We start from the raw sequence: 16899 nt of genomic DNA, 5'->3' as shown, positions 1-16899 counted from the left end.
TAGTTTCCCCGTTTATTTGTCCAAGGAGCCAAGCATGAGCAAAACTGTCGCCAAAACCAACCCTCAGGTCAACATAGAGCGCCTGCTGCACACTGCGCCGCAGCCTGAAAAGCGTGCCAGCGCCAAGCAAGACCCACGCAAAAAGCACGAAGAAGACACCCAAGTGGTGAGCGATGCCGATGCGCCACAAGGTGACGACATGGTTGTGGCTGCAGCACCAGCTGCTAGCGAGGCCCCCATGGTGCTGGCCCAGGCCAGCACAGCAGCTGCCGAAACCAGCACCGCCGCTGCGGGTGCGGCGGCTGCACCCGCCGTCAGCGGCTGGGTGATCGGCTTGGCTGCACTGGGTGGACTGGCCTTGGCCGCTAACAGTGGTAGCAGCAGTGCCGCCACTCCCACCTCTCCCACTACCCCCAATAGCAGCGTCTCTGGTACCGCCATTGATGGCTATCTGATCGGAGCAAAGGTTTACCTGATCGCACCCGATGGAACCAAAATTGACACTGGCGTGACTACCAGCACAGAAACTGGCCAGGAGGGCCGATTTACCATTCAGAATCCGAATAACTATGTCATCCAAATTGAAGGAGGCGTCAACGCTGACACGGGCCTCGAAAATACTGTAGTGCTCAAAGCGCCAGCTACGACAAATGGCAGCATCGTAGTCACACCCTTGACCTCGATGATCCAAGCACTGGTGGAAAACAACACCAGCATGACCCTCTCTCAAGCAGAGAGTGCTGTCAAACTTGCACTTGGCATAGACCCCGATAACAGCATTTCATTGACAACTTACGATCCAATTTCAGCCGGCAAAGAAGCTGATCAGGCCATCGCTGAAATCGGTGTGGCTGTGCAAAAAGCAGCCGCCTCGGTTGCCGCACTGATCGTACAAGCACAAGCGTCTGCAAGCGGTGATCCAGGCAAAATGGAAAGCATTGGCGCCGCAGTGCTACAGTCTTTGATCAATGAAGTGATAACGATTACTGTTGATCCGAACAATGTCACCCCGCTCAGTTTAACGAATCCAGGTACGGTAACTACGCTGCTGACAGCAGCTGCAGCCCAGATTACGGATAATTCACTCCAAGCATCTCTCAGTGGTGTTATCGCAACGGTTGTCTCCAAGGTTGTAGAAACTAACATTTTGATTTCATTGGCTAGCAATCTGGACAATATTGCAAACGCTCAAAAAACTACGATAGCCTCACCCACCAGTGCTGTCTGGAAGCTCAATAACAACATAGACATTTCAGCGAAAAGCACCGCCTCACTTGAGAACCTACTGCTTGGGAAAACTGGCGGTATGGATCTGAATGGCAAAACTCTGACTCTGAATCTCATCCAAGCCAACAACTTAATCGACATCTTAGTGAACACCAACAACGGCCAAATGATCGTTGTGGGCAACGTAGCCGAATTGAGTCAGGCCAACATCTCCAACAGTAACATCCCCATTACGGTTAACGGTGACTCTGTCCAAGCGTCGTATATTGTGATCGATAGTGCCGAGCAAATTCTCAGCGCAAATACAGATATCTTATCGGGGGCTATTTCTATCAAATTATCTGGCAACGCCATCGTAACAGAAGCAGAAAAGGCTGTTTTACTCGCATTACCGAATTTCGATGCCAACGAATATGAGTTCATATTGCCTTCCATTTTTACTTTGCTGGAAGACACCGATTTCAGCACCGCAGACAATGCATTGCTACTAAGCGACGCCACCGGCATCGACCTCAATGGGTTTGACGCCACCATCACATTGGCCCAAGCCAATGGCTTGCAGGATTTCATCATTGGCGATGCGTCCCTGACGATCATTGACGCTTCTAACACTCCTGTTTTGCAGACAGTCAATTACCCAAATTGGGAAGAAACTGATATTAAGTTATTAGCGAATGTTGACTTCACCAATCAAGCCACATTCATGGTCAATGCGAACTTTTCGTTCCGATATGAATACGTCTGGTTAGATCTCAATGGCCACAAGGCAACATTGAGCATTGGTCAATATGAAGACTACATTGAGCGGACGTGGGACAGCTCAGGTAATGGCAAGATCCAAGTGGCGCTCAGCGATGACTACACGCGCAGCAGCAGCATTAGTTTCGGGGGCATTGAGGTCATCGTGGATCTCAATGGCTACCAGTTAATTGTCGAGTCTTACAGTTATCTCTCAATTATTGACAGCTCAGATGAGAAATCCGGGACAGCCATCTTGGTCAATAGCGTAGATTACATAGCAGATATATTTGGCGTTTGGACCAGTGACTATTCGGAGCTCTTGAATGAGCCACCTGTGCTGTTGGGAGGCTTCACTGGCTATATCCTCAAAGACTCCGCAGGCAACATCGGTCAGGCCAAGTCGGCGCTCTTGGATGTTGCCTCGGGTGTCACATTAACTGTCGGCGGAAACATTTCTCTCGAAACACTCAGCATGCTTCTGAGCTTTGGCAGCAATTTTGACCTCAACGGGCAGAGTATCGCTATTGAAGATACCGGGGCCAACTTCAAGAACTTCCTTGTCAACAAAACTCTGCCAGACTGGATTAGTGCGCTGATGATCGAGGGCGGTGAGCTGTCGGTTGCAGATGTTCAGACCTTGATTGCACTCAATGGACAATTGAATTTGGATGCCGATGCCTTCTTGTTCAGCTACAGCCTCAAAGACACGCTGGCCAATTTGGCGGCAGCTCCGAACGACATCTTTGCCAACTATGTGGAATATGCAATAAACGATCCCATTGCCTCCGAAGGTCCAGGGCCGTTCGAGGACAAGTTGGTTTCGGAGATCCTGACAGCCAACGAACTCCAGCTCTTGCTAGGTGCCAACAATTATTTGGATTATCCGCACAGCCTAAAAGACACCTTAGAGAATTTCATGGCTGGTGTGACAGAAATTGAGGGCTTTAACGATTATCTGGTGCAAGTGGATTACTATTTGACGGACACAATTTTTCATGCCGAAGCCATTAACTCAAACCTGAGTGATTTGATTTTCAATATCAACGAAGCACAGGCAGGATATTTCAGCTCTGACATAAAAGATATTGCATACCGTGCCAGCAACTCCAGCGATATCACCATCAACGTGCCCTTCACCATCGTGGATACAGGCGAAAACATATTGGCAGCTTATAACGCCGGCGAGTTACCCGATAACGCCCTAGGCTACAAACTATCAGCAGATGCATTTGTAACAGAAGCAGAAAAGGCTGTTTTACTCGCATTACCGAATTTCGACGCCAACGAATATGAGTTCATATTGCCTTCCATTTTTACTTTGCTGGAAGACACCGATTTCAGCACCGCAGACAATGCATTGCTACTAAGCGGCGCCACCGGCATCGACCTCAACGGGTTTGACGCCACCATCACATTGGCCCAAGCCAATGGCTTGCAGGATTTCATCATTGGCGATGCGTCCTTGACGATCGTTGACGCTTCTGGCAATCCTGTATTGCAGACGGTCAACGATCCTTACGAGTACCAAGAAACTGATATCCGACTTTTAGCTGATGTGAATTTCGACGCTGATGCCACATTCCTGCTCAACGCAAATTTCACTTTCAAGTACGCTGACTTCTACATCGATATCAATGGCTTCAAGGCGACGTTCAGTACCGCCTTGACCGACACCTTCAATGAACAATACGTGGCATGGTATTGGTACTGGGATGGCAGCAGTGGCGGGGAGGTTCAGCTCGTGCTAAGCGGAGATACTGACTACAGCGGCGAAGATTTATATTTGGTCAAAGCATTCGATCTCAACGGACATCAACTGATCATCGACGGTACCGCTTACAACAATTTCGTGCTGACCGACTCTTCAACTGAACAAACAGGATCTATTTACCTGAGCATTGGGGCTGAAGATGTCCGAAGCAGTTGGAATGAAAGCAATAGCACGATAACGCTACCGGACGATGTGACGGGCTATGTGATCTCTGACTTTCCGAATCTGCTCGATACGCTCACCCAAGATCAACTAGGTGGTGCTGTCGCAGTAAGACTCACTGGTTGGGGAGAAATCTCTCTAGCCACGACGGCATTTTTGCTGGAATTAGATAACAAATTCCAAGCCAATGGAAAACTCGCTGGCATCAAGGATACCGCAGCTAACATCATTGACCATTTCGCCAATTCCGATGCCTTTTTACCAACCTGGATTCGGGCAGTGACCGTGTCAGGGAATGAGATAACGGTGACGGAAGCTCGCGAACTTGCCGCCCTTCAAGCCGATGGCAAATTTGGAAGTTCGGAAATTTATTGGCCGGACTATCACCTGTTAGGAACACTTGCCGAACTCTTGGCAGCCAACGACATTAGGGATAATTTTGGCGGATGGATGCTCACCGAGACCGTTTTCACGACAGACGCCATTGAATCCGACATTGAAGGTCTGGCTGCCGCTCGCAACGCCGTACAGTCCAGTTTTTTCAATAACGATGAAGCCTACACCATTGCGCAAGCAGGAAATGGAGGAAGTGTCAGTGTCGAGGTGCCCTTCATCATCGTCGACACCGCCGCCAACCTACTGACTGCTTACAACAACGACACCTTACCATCAGGGGCATTGGGATTCAAACTCTCGGGCGATGCCACGCTGTCCGCGTTACAAAACACCCAATTTCAAGCCTTGCTTGTGCAGCTTGGCGAAAAGTTCGACGAAGCGGGCTTCACGATCTCGGTTTCAACGGCTTTTGGTGTGGCGTTTGACGAATCATCCGGCATCCTCATGATCGAGAACGATGATGGCAATCCCGTTACCGTGCAGATTGACCCTGTCATTGGAACGATGACGTTTTCATGCGACGGCCAGACGGTTGAAGCACCCTTGGGGGAAATTAATAAAACGACACCGTGGGGTGATGAACTTTTCGACTTCACCGGTGTAGACCTTCAACTTCAAGAGGGGCAAAAACTCCTTTTGCCGGGCAGCGCTTACAACATCATCTACGGTTTGAATGTGAGCGGCAACGGGGCCATTGAATTCCAGAACATGGATACGAGCCGCTATTACTGGCAGGACCAGGACGATGCTGGCGAAGTCATTGTGGCCACAACTGTTCAGCGCACATTCACTCTACTAGACACCTGGGCAAACCTCAACGAAGAGTACTCATTGACCGAAAGATCCAGCAGCTTCAGCTTACTGGTTGATGGAGACTACTTAGCAACCACCATTTCAGATCAACTTGGGCAAGACGTTGACTTACTCAGTCTGCCCAATTTCTCTGGCTTGATTCGGCTTCAGCAGACCACCAATTTCGACGAAAACTGGGGCCAAATTTGGCCCGAGTTGAACACCTACATCAAGACACTGGACCTCAATGGTTGCCAAGCCAGTCTTTTGGACCTGCAACTTGCGCAATTGCAGATCATCGACAGTGCAGGCGGCGGAGTGATCAGTCTTTACGTGGATTCAGTGACTGCCAACCTGACGCTTACAGAGAGCTTGTTTGCTTATCTGGCCAATATTGAGTCTTTGTCAGGCTCGGTAGTGCCTTTCAAGGTCACTACTGATGACGGAACCACTGATTTGTTCGAACTGACGCTAAATGAAAGTGGTCACACTTTGACGATCTTGCACGATGGGGTCGATCTCAGCGCCTACGACAGTGTTTTATATTCTTACCTTTACATGAACAACTATCCTGTCGGTACGGCGGCGCTGGATCTCAACGGACAGAGCGTGAAAATTTCATACGGGCAATACACCGGACTCATTCAAGATGATGGGACAGGAGAATGGGTCGATGCAGATGATGATGGGTATGGCGAATACACGATTCCAAATTGGACTGCAGGCATCACCAACACTGGTTCTGGCAACCCCACTGTGACCGTGGTAGTAGGTGCAAGCGATTCATTTTCTTCACCACTCCCTCCCTCCACCTATCTCGCAGGCATTGAAGTGCGGGCGCAGGTGCGATATGCCGGTGGACTCGACGATGATGGCATTGTTGATGAACTGGATGGTGTGACCACCTCAGGTGAGTGGAATTGGGACCCATCAACCCATCAACTCTCGTGGTGGAGCGACGCATGGGGCGAGAACAGCGCTCGAAATACTGTGCAACTCGACGCCAGCGTGAATAACGTGACGCTTTACAGCGATAAATACGCATTTGTTATCACTTAAACAGTGCTTGCCAAGCTGATTCCCGCAACCATCCGGTTGCGGGAGTTTTTTCGCACACCACGATACCCAACCTCTAGCAACTGCCGGCCTCGGCCGAACCACCAACTGATTACCCTAGCCTAACCTCAAAAGATCCAGCAACTGTGCCACGTTTTTCGGCGGGCGCTGCATTCAAATCAGCCGTCAACCACAAGAGGTGAATTAATCGCTGCGGGTCGCTGTCGTCTTGCTGCTATTGCACTGACAACTGAACGTGTTTGCCCGTCCGTGCCAGCATGTCCACCAGTGCGTCGATGGTGAACTTGATGGCTTTTTTGTTGACAACGTCGGATACCCGCGGACGTGTCACGCCGAGAATCTCGGCGGCTTCAGATTGCCTGAGTTTTTTCTCGTCGATCCAATGAGCCAGCTCCGACATCAGGCTTTCTTTGATGGCCAGCTTTTCAGAAATGATGCGTTGCGATTTGGCTTTCAGCACTGCCGCCTCTTTCGGGTCAAACCCCAAATCAGCAAATACGTTGCCGCCAGCAGGGGTGATGTGTGTCGATCGGGTTTCGTTATTCATTTCTTGCGTATTCCGGCGAATGTGACCGCCGATTCCGGTGATCGTGACCGATGGCGGTATTGCGCGCTTTGATTTTAGAGTGCTGTCGTTTTCAGCCCTGGTTTTCCTCCCTTTTTTGACTTGGTCTGGCCTTGCGAAGTGACTCACCTGTCAGGGTCAGCCGATGGTGGTTCTGCATGATCCTGTCCAGCATCGCGTCAGCAACCGTAGCATCACCGATCCATTCGTGCCAATGCTCAATGGGCAACTGACTGGTGATGACCGTGGCCTTTCTGCCCGCCCTGTCGTCAATCATCTCCAGCAAGTCCGTGCGCGTTTGCGCATCCATCCCCACCAAGCCCCAGTCATCGAGCACCAGCACATCCGTGTTCTTCAAGATGTCCAGCCAGCGTGTGAACGTGCCATTGGCGTGCCGGATTCGCAGCTCTTCGCCCAGGCGCGGCACCCGTTGGTAGAACGCACTGTGCCCCTGGCGGCAGGCGTGCTGAGCCAGTGCACAGCCCAGCCAAGACTTGCCCACACCCGTTGGCCCCGTGATCAGCACCGTGTGGCCGCTGCTCACCCAAGGCCCCAGCGTCAAGCTCATCACCGTGGCGCGGTCAATTCCTCGTGAGGCCCGGCAGTCCAAGTCCTCGATCATGGCTTGCGGGTATTTGAGGCGGGCGGTTTTGAGCAATTTGGCGCAGCGCCTGTCTTGCCTGCCGTGGACCTCCCTGTCTACCAGCAAAGCCAGGCGCTCTTCAAAGCTCATGGCGCTGATGCCGCTTTGCTGCATTTGCTCTTGTAGCGCCTGGGCCATGCTCACCAGCTTGAGCCCGCGCAATTGATCCAGTGTGGTGTTCATCATCATGTCTGCCCCCTTCACTGGTAATACCCAGCGCCGCGCACATGGGCGTGTACGGGGCTGCTCCAGTCACTGGCCGCGCTGGGCTGCACCAAGTCTCGGCGGTTGACCAGAATGTCCCGAATGTGTGAGAACTTGGTGGTGCCCACTTGGCGTGCCATGGCACAAGCCGCCTCCAGTCGTTGCTCGCCATAGCGTTTGCTCAAACTGAGTAACCCCAAGCAAGCGCGGTAAGCGTGCTCGGGGTGGCGCGGGCGCTGCAGCATCAATTGGACCGTTTGGGCGCAAGCCAGGCCTATGCGCTCGCCCCATGCCAGTAGCCTCTCGGGCGACCACTGTGCGTGCGCCTGGTGGCGCTCGGGCAGGTGCTCTGTCACCGTGGTAAACCCCCCCTTGTGAGCGCAGCGCCTGTGGCTGGCCACCCGCTGGCCCCGGTGCAGCATCTCCACCGCTTGGGCCGTCACGCGCAATTGCAGCACCTGGCCGACCAAGGCGTTGGGGGCGCTGTAGCGGTGGCCTTCAAATTCGACATGGCTGTCCACATGCACCCGCACGGTCTTGAAGACAGCCCACTCCCAGGGCTGGGTGGGCAGCGCCATCAAAGCCGGGGCATCGATCTGAGCAAACACGCTGGCTCTGCAGCCGGGCAGCTTTTGAAAGGCGCGCTCGTTCAGGTACGTCAGCAACGGGGCGATGGCTTCGTTGACCTCTTGCACGCTGGCAAAGCGTTGTTTGCGAAGGCGTGCCAGTATCCAGCGCTCAACCAATTGGACGCTGAGCTCCACCTTGGCCTTGTCTTGGGGGTGGTAAGCGCGGGCGGGCAACATGGAGCAGTCATAGTGGCGGGCAAAGTCCAAGGCCGACTCGGTCAGGCGGGGCTCATAGCGGTTGGCCTGGGCCACCAAGGCGCGGGGGTTGTCGGGCACGATGAGCTGGGGCACACCGCCGTAGAACGCGAGGGCTTGGGCTGTTGCGCCTAGCCAATCGGCCGCCGTTTGAGCTGGCGTGGCCATGGCAAAGCAATGCCCCGAAGCGCCCATGGCGGACACAAAGATGCTGGCGCGCTCCCCGCCGGTCAGCTCCAGCGTCGGTCCGGCAAAGTCGATGAACAGCTTCTCACCTGCCCGGTGGATTTGCCGCATGGAGCGTTTGAGGCTCTTGGCAAAGCGGCGGTAGTTCTCACAAAACTGGGAGTAGCGCCAAGGCTTGACCGGGTGGTCGGCGCTGAACAGGTCGGCCGTCTCGGCGCAGTATTCCTCCCAGAGCAAGGCCAGCGTCATGCCTTTGCGGCGCAGCTCTTGGTGAATGCGGCCGTAGTCAGCGGGGGCATAGGTGTCGCTGGGCCTGGGGGCGGGCAGCAAACGCCGCTCCAGGCTGGCCTCGTCCATGGCAGCGATGGCGGGCCAATCCAGGCGTGCGGCGATGGCCAGGCCTGCGTATTTGGTGACCACGCCTTTGGAGATGCCCAAAGCGGTGGCGATTTGCTGGTGGGACTGCTGGCCCTCGAATTTGAGACGCAGTGCGTCTTTGAGTTTGCGCATGTTGATCCTTGGGGCGGGCATAGCGGTCCTGCAAAAAGGACTGACGCTAACCCGGCCGAAATATGAAATACATGCGCAACACCGTGCCGATGTTGTGGACCAGCGTACCGGTCACGATGACCGGAATGGCTGGTCACGATCCCGGAATCAGCGGTCACGTTCGACCGGAATCACTGGTCACGTTGCTCCGGAATACCCAATTTCTTGCTCCTTTCCTGTATCACGGCTTTGTATCGCGTGGTAGCCATGTCTTTGTCACGTTGACTGGTGGATGTCGTTTTCTTTTTGAAGCAGTTGATGTCACGCAGCGATGACCCTCGCCGGTCAATGGGTTTTTCGCTCATCCGCTTGCTCCCCTGCACCCATTGTATAAGAATTTATACATCTCAATTCGGCGGCACGCCTTTGAAGTCGTGGTCTTGGACGCATGGGCACGCTTTAACTTCTGCAAATAGCGTCATCTGGGTGACGAGCTCTTTCGATGATTGCGTTTAATCTGGTTGAAACTCTTTTGGAGACCCCCATGCTCACACTCTGCGGCTTTTCGGCCAGCAACTACTACAACAAAGTCAAATTTGCCCTGCTCGAAAAAGGTGTGCCCTTCACCGAAGAGCTGGCTTGGGTGGGCCAGACCGACCCTCAAGCCAGTCCCTTGGGCAAGGTGCCCTACCTCAAGACCGCACAAGGCACGCTGTGCGAGTCGGGCGTGATCATGGAGTACATCGAAGACCAATACCCACAGCACCCCTTGCTGCCCGCCGACCCGTTTGCGGCGGCCAAGGTGCGTGAACTGGTGACCTTTCTGGAGTTACATCTGGAGCTGGTGGCACGCAACCTCTACCCGCAAGCCTTCTTTGGCGGGCAGATCAGTGACAGCGCCAAAGAAAAAACGGGCGCCCAACTTGAAAAGAACGTGGCGGCGTTCGCGCAACTCGCCAAGTTCAACCCCTACATGCTGGGCGACAGCCTGAGCTTGGCCGACTGTGCGGCGGTGGTCCATCTGCCCCTGGTGTCGGCGGCCACCAAAATCGTTTACGGTCGCGACTTTTTGGCCGACTTGCCCGTGCGCGATTACCTCAAGCGCATGGGCGAACGCCCCACCCTGCAACAAGTCAACGCCGACCGCAAGGCCAACACCGAACTGATGATGGCTCGGGCCAAAGCCAAGGCCTGATCGTGCACATCGCAAGTGCCGCTGCGCACCGTTCAATTGATGCAGGTCAAACACCGCTTGGCATGCAAGGTCCATGATGAACACATGAGCACACCATCCCCTTCCCTAGACAGTCACAAGGCCCAACTGTTGGAGGCACGCGCCGAGTTGCTGGCACGCATCGCCTTCGAGCGCGGCGGCGTGGTGTCGCGCGCCGACATGGCCGCCGAGCACTTTGACGACAGCTTTCAGTCGCGAGCGCAAGCCCTGACCGAGCGGGAAACCGAGTTCGCCATGAACGAGCACGAAACCGCCGAGCTGGGCGACATCGACGCCGCGCTGGCGCGCATTCAGGCGGGCACTTATGGGCAATGCACCGACTGCGGCGTGACCATCCCGACTGCACGCCTGAACGCTTACCCCACCGCCAAACGCTGCATCGCTTGCCAGACCGTGGCCGAGCAGCGCCGCTGAAACAGCTGCACTGCGGGTTCTTCCGGCTGTTCCAGCCGCTGGCGGGCTGATATGCTTTGGCGCATGCACAGCCTGTTTCATTTCGCTTTTCACGTCACCGACCTCGACGAAGCCCGCCGTTTTTACGGCGGCGTGCTTGGTTGCAAAGAGGGTCGCTCTACCAACACCTGGGTGGACTTTGACTTTTTCACACACCAGATTTCCCTGCACCTGGGCGAGCCCTTCAAGACCAGCCTGACGGGCCATGTGGGAGACCATCTGGTGCCCATGCCCCACTTCGGACTGGTCTTGCAAAAGGACGACTGGCAAGCGCTGGCAGACCGACTGACCCGGCACGGCATGCAGTTTGTGGTGGCACCCCACCTGCGCTTTGCGGGTCAACCTGGCGAGCAATGGACCATGTTTTTCATGGACCCGTTTGGCAACCCGATCGAGGTCAAAGGTTTTGCCGACCTGAGCACCGTGTACGCGAGCTGATGGGCATGGAGCACACCTTTGCTTCGGCCACCATCTTGCTGCTGCTGATCACCGACCCGTTGGGCAACATCCCGATTTTTGTCAACAGCTTGCGGGCTGTCCCACCCGAGCGGCGTGCCCGCGTCATCGTGCGCGAGGTCTTGATCGCTTTTGGTTTGCTGCTGGCCTTCATGTTTGTTGGGCAGTCGTTCTTGAAGGCGATGAGCCTGTCGGATGTCTCCTTGCAAATCGGCGGCGCGGTGGTGCTCTTCTTGATTGCCCTTCGCATGATCTTTCCGCCACCACCACAGGACTCGCCCGTGCCTGTGGCCGAGCCCTTGATCGTGCCTTTGGCCATCCCCGCGCTGGCGGGTCCATCGGCCATGGCCACCGTGCTGCTGCTGGTCAGCCAAGCCCCCGAACGTCGGCTGGAGTGGGTCGCGGCGCTCACGGTGACCATGCTGGTGTGCGCCGTGGTGCTGCTGCTGGCCGAGCGTTTGCAGCGCGTGGTGGGTTTGCGTGTGGTCTCGGCCTTTGAACGTTTGATGGGCCTGATTCTGGTGTCCATCTCGGCGGAGATGCTGATCCGGGGCCTGAAGTCCCTGGCGCAAAGCTGGCCACACTGAGGCGCCTGAGGCGTGGCTTCAGTTGGCTGAAAGGAGCTTTCGGCTTTCCAGGGGGACGTCCTGTTTGGCACGGGGCTTGCCGATTGGGGCGGCGGTCTGGCCTTTTTGCGTGGCCGCCATATCTTCTTCACTGGGGTATTGCCCCAGCAGCCAATAGTCAAACACACGCCGGGCGATGGGGGCGGCTGACGCCGCACCAAAACCCGCGTTTTCCACCACCACAGCGACCGCAATCTGCGGCTTTTCAACGGGTGCGTAGGCCATGTACAAAGCATGGTCACGCTGGTATTCAGACAAGTTGGCCGCGTTGTACTTTTCCTTTTGCCCGATGGTCACGGCCTGGGCCGTACCCGTTTTGCCCGCGCTGGTGTAAGCCGCTCCGGCAAATACACGGGCCGAAGTGCCTGAGGTGACCACCCCGGTGAGCCCGTTGCGGATGACCTCCATGTGCTCGGGCTTGAAGCCCAGGTTCACCGGCTCGGTCGTGTTGACCCGCGTCTGGGCGTGCGTCAAGGCGTCTTGCGTGGCCGTGACCACCCGGGGCTTGAACTGCAGCCCGCCGCTGGCCAACGTGGCCGTGGCCGAGGCCAGTTGCAGCATGGTGAAGGTGTTGTAACCCTGCCCAATGCCCAGCGAAATGGTTTCGCCGCCGTACCACTTCTTTTGCTCGGGCTTTTTGTAATAGTTCCGCTTCCACTCGGTGCTGGGCAAGATGCCGCGCACTTCGCCCGGCAAGTCGATGCCGGTGATCTGGCCAAAGCCCAGCGGCTTCATGAAGTCATGGATGGCGTCCACCCCCATCTCGTTGGCCAGCGAGTAGTAATAGACGTTGCTGGACAAAGCAATCGATCGCACCATGTCCACAGGGCCGAGCCCCGTGTCGCCATGGCTGCGAAAGGTGTGACCGCCATAGGTCCACGAGCCTGCATCGTTGATGATGGTCGTGGCACTGCGTTTGCCCGTGGCCAAAGCGGCCATGGCCATGAAAGGCTTGTAGGTGGAGCCCGGCGGGTAGGTGCCACGCAAGGCGCGGTTGAGCAAGGGCTTGTCGATCGACTCGTTGAGCATTTGCCAGTTCTCGACATCGATACCATCGACAAACAAATTGGGATCGAATGTGGGCTTGCTGACAAACGCCAACACCTCGCCGGTGTTCGGGTCGAGCGCGACCAGCGCGCCACGACGGGTGCCAAACAGGTCTTCCACCATTTTTTGCAACTGGATGTCGATCGACAAAACCACGTTCTGGCCGGGTGTGGCCAGGCGGCTGGACAGGCTGCGGGTGGCCCGCCCACCGGCCGAGGTCTCGACCCGGTTCACCCCCGTGATGCCATGCAGCTCTCGCTCGTAGCGTTGCTCCACGCCCAGCTTGCCGATGTATTCAGTGCCCCGGTAATTGCCCGCGTCGTCCTCTTCTTCAATGCGCTCTTTTTCTTTGGCGTTGATGCGGCCGATGTAGCCGACCACATGGCTGGCCAATTCGCCGTAAGGGTATTGCCGGAACAACCGGGCCTTGATGTCCACCCCCGGGAAACGGTAGCGCTGGGCGCTGAAACGCGCCACCTCTTCGTCACTCAAGCGGGTGCGGATGGGCAAGGAGTCGAAGCTGCGCGCGTCTTCACGCAAACGCTTGAACCTGCGACGGTCTTTGCCCTGGATCTCCACCACCTCGGCCAGAGCGTCGATGGTGGCTTCCAGGTCAGGCACCTGCGAAGGTGTGATTTCGAGGGTGTAGGCCGAGTAATTGCTGGCCAGCACCACGCCGTTGCGGTCCAGGATGGTGCCGCGGGGCGGCACGGTCGGGATCACGGCCGTGCGGTTGCTTTCGGCTTGTTCGTGCAAGTCTTCATGGCGCACGATCTGCAAATAAGACAGACGAGCCACCAGTAACAAAAAACACACCAGCACAAACACCTGCACCACCGCCACCCGGGCGCGGAATCTTTGCAATTCGGCCTGGCTGTCGCGCAACTCGGCAATGGAAGGCAGCCTGAGCGACATGGTCAAAGGGGGCGGATGTTGTCGGGATTGAACGCACGCCGCTGTGGCGCCAGCAGCACCACACCGACCAAGGGCCACAGCGCAGCCTGCATGAAGGGCGCCAGCAATTGGCTCCAGTGCGGCCAGGCATCGTGAACGATGAGTCGGGTGACCCACTCCAGCAGGGCCGCCACCAAAAACAAGGGCACGATCTGCAGGGCTTGTTCGCGCAAAGGGAACCACAACAGGCGGCGCTGTACGGCCAGCGCCATGCTGCTGAGCACCACATAAGACAAGGCGTTCTGCCCCAGCAAAGCCGACTCGTGCACATCCAGCGCCAGGCCGAGCACAAACGCCAAAACCACGCCCACCCGCCGTGGCTGGTACACATTCCAGAACACCACCACGATGGCCAGCACATCAGGCAGCCAGCGCCAGCCGACCAGGCCCAACAACATGTTCAGCAGCAAACCCACCACCACCGTCAAGGCGATGAAGCGGGGGTTGGCAGGCAAGAGCAGGGGACGCCCTGCGGGCATGATCATGGCTTGCCTCCTGATGCTGCAGGGGCCACCGCACGGCCTTTGCCGCTGCGCTTGGGCTCTGGTGCAGCCGCTGGCAGCTTGGGCCAGTCTTTCACCGGCATCAGCACCAGCAAATGCCGCCCTCGTGGTTTGGCCGACGGGGTGGCATGCACCCGGGCAAACGAGGAATCCACACGGCGGTCAATCTGGCTGACTTGTCCCACGTGCAAGCCCGGGGGGTAGACGCCATCAATGCCACTGGTGGTGAGCAAATCACCTTGCTTGACGTCGGTGCCTGAAGGCACAAACTTCAACTCCAGTGCGCCACCCGCTATGCCGGGGTTGCCCACGGCCACATGGCGGCTGCCGGTGCGTGCGTTCATGACCGGGATGCTCTGGTCACGGTCGGTCAGCAGCGTCACTTCGCTGACCAAGGGGTAAACACGCGTGACCTGGCCCACCACACCGCCCACATCGATGACGGCCGAGCCTTGCACAATGCCCGCCACCTGCCCACGGTCGACCACGATGCGGTCGGTGTAAGGGTCTGCTGTGTCGTAGAGCACTTCTACGGCCTTGGATGGCCCGGCCATTTGCTCGCGCAAATCCAGCAGCTCCCGCAACTGGGCGTTTTCCTGGGTCAGCTGCTCCACTTGTTGCAGCCGCCGGGCCTGTGCGATGGTGCGGGTCTGGAAGCTTTGCGCCGCGTCCTGGGCCGCCTCGAGATCACTGAAGTATTGGCCCAAACCGCTGACCGCGCGCACGGGCTGGAGTGCGATCCATTGCAAAGGGGCCAACACCACGGCGATGCCCGAGCGCAAGGGTTGCGAGATCTGGAAACGGTGGTCCGAAGCCATCAACAAAATGGACAACAAGGACAGCAACACCAGTTTGGAGGTCGCAGACAGACCCTGCCGAAAGATCGGCGGGGCACTGCGTTCGAGGGTATCCAGAGCCATGAATGTGTTGCGCCGGATTCAGGTGAGGAAAAGCGAGTTCTTTGACCGATGGCCGACAGCCCGAAGCAAACCTTATTCGCTGGTGAAAATGCTGCCCAGCTGGTCCATGCGCTCGAGCGCCATGCCGCAACCACGGGCCACGCAGGTCAGCGGGTCTTCGGCCACCAGCACGGGCAGGCCGGTTTCTTCGGCCAGCAAGCGGTCCAGATCGCGCAGCAAAGCGCCGCCGCCCGTGAGCATCATGCCCCGCTCGGCGATGTCGGCACCCAGCTCGGGCGGGGTGTGTTCCAGCGCGGTCTTGACGGCCGAGACGATCTGGTTGAGCGGATCGGTCAGGGCTTCGAGGATTTCGTTGGAGCTGATGGTGAAGCTGCGTGGCACGCCTTCGGACAGGTTGCGGCCCTTGACTTCCATTTCCTTGACTTCGCTGCCGGGGAAAGCCGAACCGATGGTCTTTTTGATGGCTTCGGCGGTGGGCTCACCGATCAGCATGCCGTAGTTGCGGCGGATGTAGCTGATGATGGCTTCGTCAAATTTGTCGCCACCCACGCGCACGCTGCCTTTGTAGACCATGCCGCCGAGCGAGATCACGCCCACCTCGGTGGTGCCGCCGCCAATGTCGACCACCATGGAGCCGGAAGCGGCCGACACGGGCAAGCCCGCGCCAATGGCTGCGGCCATGGGTTCTTCGATCAGGTAGACCTCGGATGCGCCTGCGCCCAGCGCCGATTCGCGGATGGCTCGGCGCTCGACCTGGGTCGAGCCGCAAGGCACGCAAATGATGATGCGGGGGCTGGGGCGAAAGGTGCTGCGGGGGTGCACCATGCGGATGAACTGCTTGAGCATCTGCTCGGTCACGGTGAAGTCGGCGATCACGCCGTCCTTCATGGGGCGAATCGCCTCGATGTTGCCGGGCACCTTGCCCAGCATGGCCTTGGCTTCATGGCCCACGGCTTGCAGGGTTTTCTTGCCTTGGGGGCCGCCTTCGTGGCGAATGGCCACCACCGAGGGCTCGTCGAGCACGATGCCCTTGTCGCGCACAAAAATCAGGGTGTTGGCGGTGCCCAGGTCAATGGCCAGGTCGCTGGAGAAATAACGGCGGAAAGAGGAAAACATTCGGGGGTCCTTTGACGCGCCATACACCAAGCGCATGGGTGGCAGTGCTGGGGCAAGCGCGGCTGTCAAATCAGGGGTGTCGTCAGGGCGGGCTCAGAGACGGCGCAGTGAGCGGCACCAAACGCAGGATAATACCCGATCCCCCGGTAAAACAGGTGCGCAGCAGCCCCGTTTGGGCCGGAAAAACACGTCCTTTACAACTCTTTTCAAACCATGTCCCTGACCCCGCAGGATATTGCCCGGATCGCCAATCTGGCCCGGCTGGAGCTCAAGCCCGACGAAAGCGAGCGCATGCTCACTCAGATCAACGGCTTCTTTGGCATCGTCGAAGCCATGCAGGCGGTGGACACCACCGGCATCACCCCCATGGCCCACCCCGTGGCCGCCATCCAGGACATCACGCTGCGCCTGCGCCCCGACGTGGCCAGCGAGCCCAACCAACGCGATCTGAACCAGCAAAGCGCCCCGGCCGTCGAGCGCGGCCTTTTCCTGGTCCCCAAAGTCATCGAGTAA

General features: G+C 57.1%; 14 protein-coding genes. 7 read left to right on the top strand and 7 right to left on the bottom strand.

Annotated features, from left to right (window positions below):
• Positions 1-34 precede the first annotated feature (34 nt).
• Complete coding sequence (locus tag B9Z34_RS11500) at positions 35-6148, top strand: hypothetical protein (RefSeq protein WP_108428252.1); 6114 nt, start codon at positions 35-37, stop codon at positions 6146-6148.
• Positions 6149-6380: 232 nt separating this feature from the next.
• Here B9Z34_RS11500 and B9Z34_RS11495 read toward each other — a convergent pair whose 3' ends face one another.
• From B9Z34_RS11495 to istA, 3 genes are all read right to left on the bottom strand, one after another.
• Complete coding sequence (locus B9Z34_RS11495; protein WP_108428251.1) at positions 6381-6713, bottom strand: helix-turn-helix domain-containing protein; 333 nt, start codon at positions 6711-6713, stop codon at positions 6381-6383.
• Positions 6714-6804: 91 nt separating this feature from the next.
• Positions 6805-7563 (bottom strand): IS21-like element helper ATPase IstB, encoded by a 759-nt coding sequence (gene istB / locus B9Z34_RS11490; protein WP_108428250.1) that lies wholly within the window; start codon positions 7561-7563, stop codon positions 6805-6807.
• An 11-nt stretch (positions 7564-7574) separates the two neighbouring features.
• Positions 7575-9119, bottom strand: coding sequence for an IS21 family transposase (gene istA / locus B9Z34_RS11485; protein ID WP_108428249.1), 1545 nt, complete (start codon positions 9117-9119; stop codon positions 7575-7577).
• Positions 9120-9169: 50 nt separating this feature from the next.
• On the opposite strand from istA, the gene B9Z34_RS14500 reads away from it, so the two are divergent.
• From B9Z34_RS14500 to B9Z34_RS11465, 5 genes are all read left to right on the top strand, one after another.
• Positions 9170-9412 (top strand): hypothetical protein, encoded by a 243-nt coding sequence (locus B9Z34_RS14500; RefSeq protein WP_146179656.1) that lies wholly within the window; start codon positions 9170-9172, stop codon positions 9410-9412.
• A gap of 209 nt (positions 9413-9621) precedes the next feature.
• Complete coding sequence (locus B9Z34_RS11480; protein WP_108428248.1) at positions 9622-10272, top strand: glutathione S-transferase; 651 nt, start codon at positions 9622-9624, stop codon at positions 10270-10272.
• A gap of 84 nt (positions 10273-10356) precedes the next feature.
• Positions 10357-10725 carry a TraR/DksA C4-type zinc finger protein gene (locus tag B9Z34_RS11475; protein ID WP_108428284.1) on the top strand — a complete coding sequence of 123 codons (369 nt, stop codon included), beginning with the start codon at positions 10357-10359 and terminating at the stop codon, positions 10723-10725.
• A 63-nt stretch (positions 10726-10788) separates the two neighbouring features.
• A complete protein-coding gene (locus tag B9Z34_RS11470; protein ID WP_199220118.1) occupies positions 10789-11202 on the top strand; it encodes a VOC family protein in 414 nt (137 codons plus the stop codon).
• A 5-nt stretch (positions 11203-11207) separates the two neighbouring features.
• A complete protein-coding gene (locus tag B9Z34_RS11465; protein ID WP_108428283.1) occupies positions 11208-11807 on the top strand; it encodes a MarC family protein in 600 nt (199 codons plus the stop codon).
• A gap of 18 nt (positions 11808-11825) precedes the next feature.
• Here the strand turns inward: B9Z34_RS11465 and mrdA are convergent, their stop codons facing one another.
• From mrdA to B9Z34_RS11445, 4 genes are all read right to left on the bottom strand, one after another.
• Positions 11826-13808 (bottom strand): penicillin-binding protein 2, encoded by a 1983-nt coding sequence (gene mrdA / locus B9Z34_RS11460; protein WP_369907647.1) that lies wholly within the window; start codon positions 13806-13808, stop codon positions 11826-11828.
• A gap of 2 nt (positions 13809-13810) precedes the next feature.
• Entirely contained in the window at positions 13811-14332 is a 522-nt protein-coding gene (gene mreD / locus B9Z34_RS11455; protein ID WP_108428246.1) for a rod shape-determining protein MreD, read from the bottom strand.
• On the bottom strand, positions 14329-15270 hold the full coding sequence (gene mreC / locus B9Z34_RS11450) for a rod shape-determining protein MreC (protein ID WP_108428245.1): 942 nt from the start codon (positions 15268-15270) through the stop codon (positions 14329-14331). Before mreC ends, mreD begins: the two co-directional genes overlap by 4 nt.
• Positions 15271-15342: 72 nt before the next feature.
• Positions 15343-16386 (bottom strand): rod shape-determining protein, encoded by a 1044-nt coding sequence (locus B9Z34_RS11445; protein WP_090044524.1) that lies wholly within the window; start codon positions 16384-16386, stop codon positions 15343-15345.
• 213 nt (positions 16387-16599) lie between these two features.
• On the opposite strand from B9Z34_RS11445, the gene gatC reads away from it, so the two are divergent.
• Positions 16600-16899, top strand: a complete 300-nt coding sequence (gatC, locus tag B9Z34_RS11440) for an Asp-tRNA(Asn)/Glu-tRNA(Gln) amidotransferase subunit GatC (protein WP_108428244.1) — start codon at positions 16600-16602, stop codon at positions 16897-16899.

Origin of the sequence: Limnohabitans sp. Hippo3, from assembly GCF_003063665.1 — a bacterium.
GTDB lineage: Bacteria > Pseudomonadota > Gammaproteobacteria > Burkholderiales > Burkholderiaceae_C > Limnohabitans_A.
Note: the sequence above shows the minus strand (reverse complement) of the source record. Positions and strands in the feature narration are given on the sequence as shown.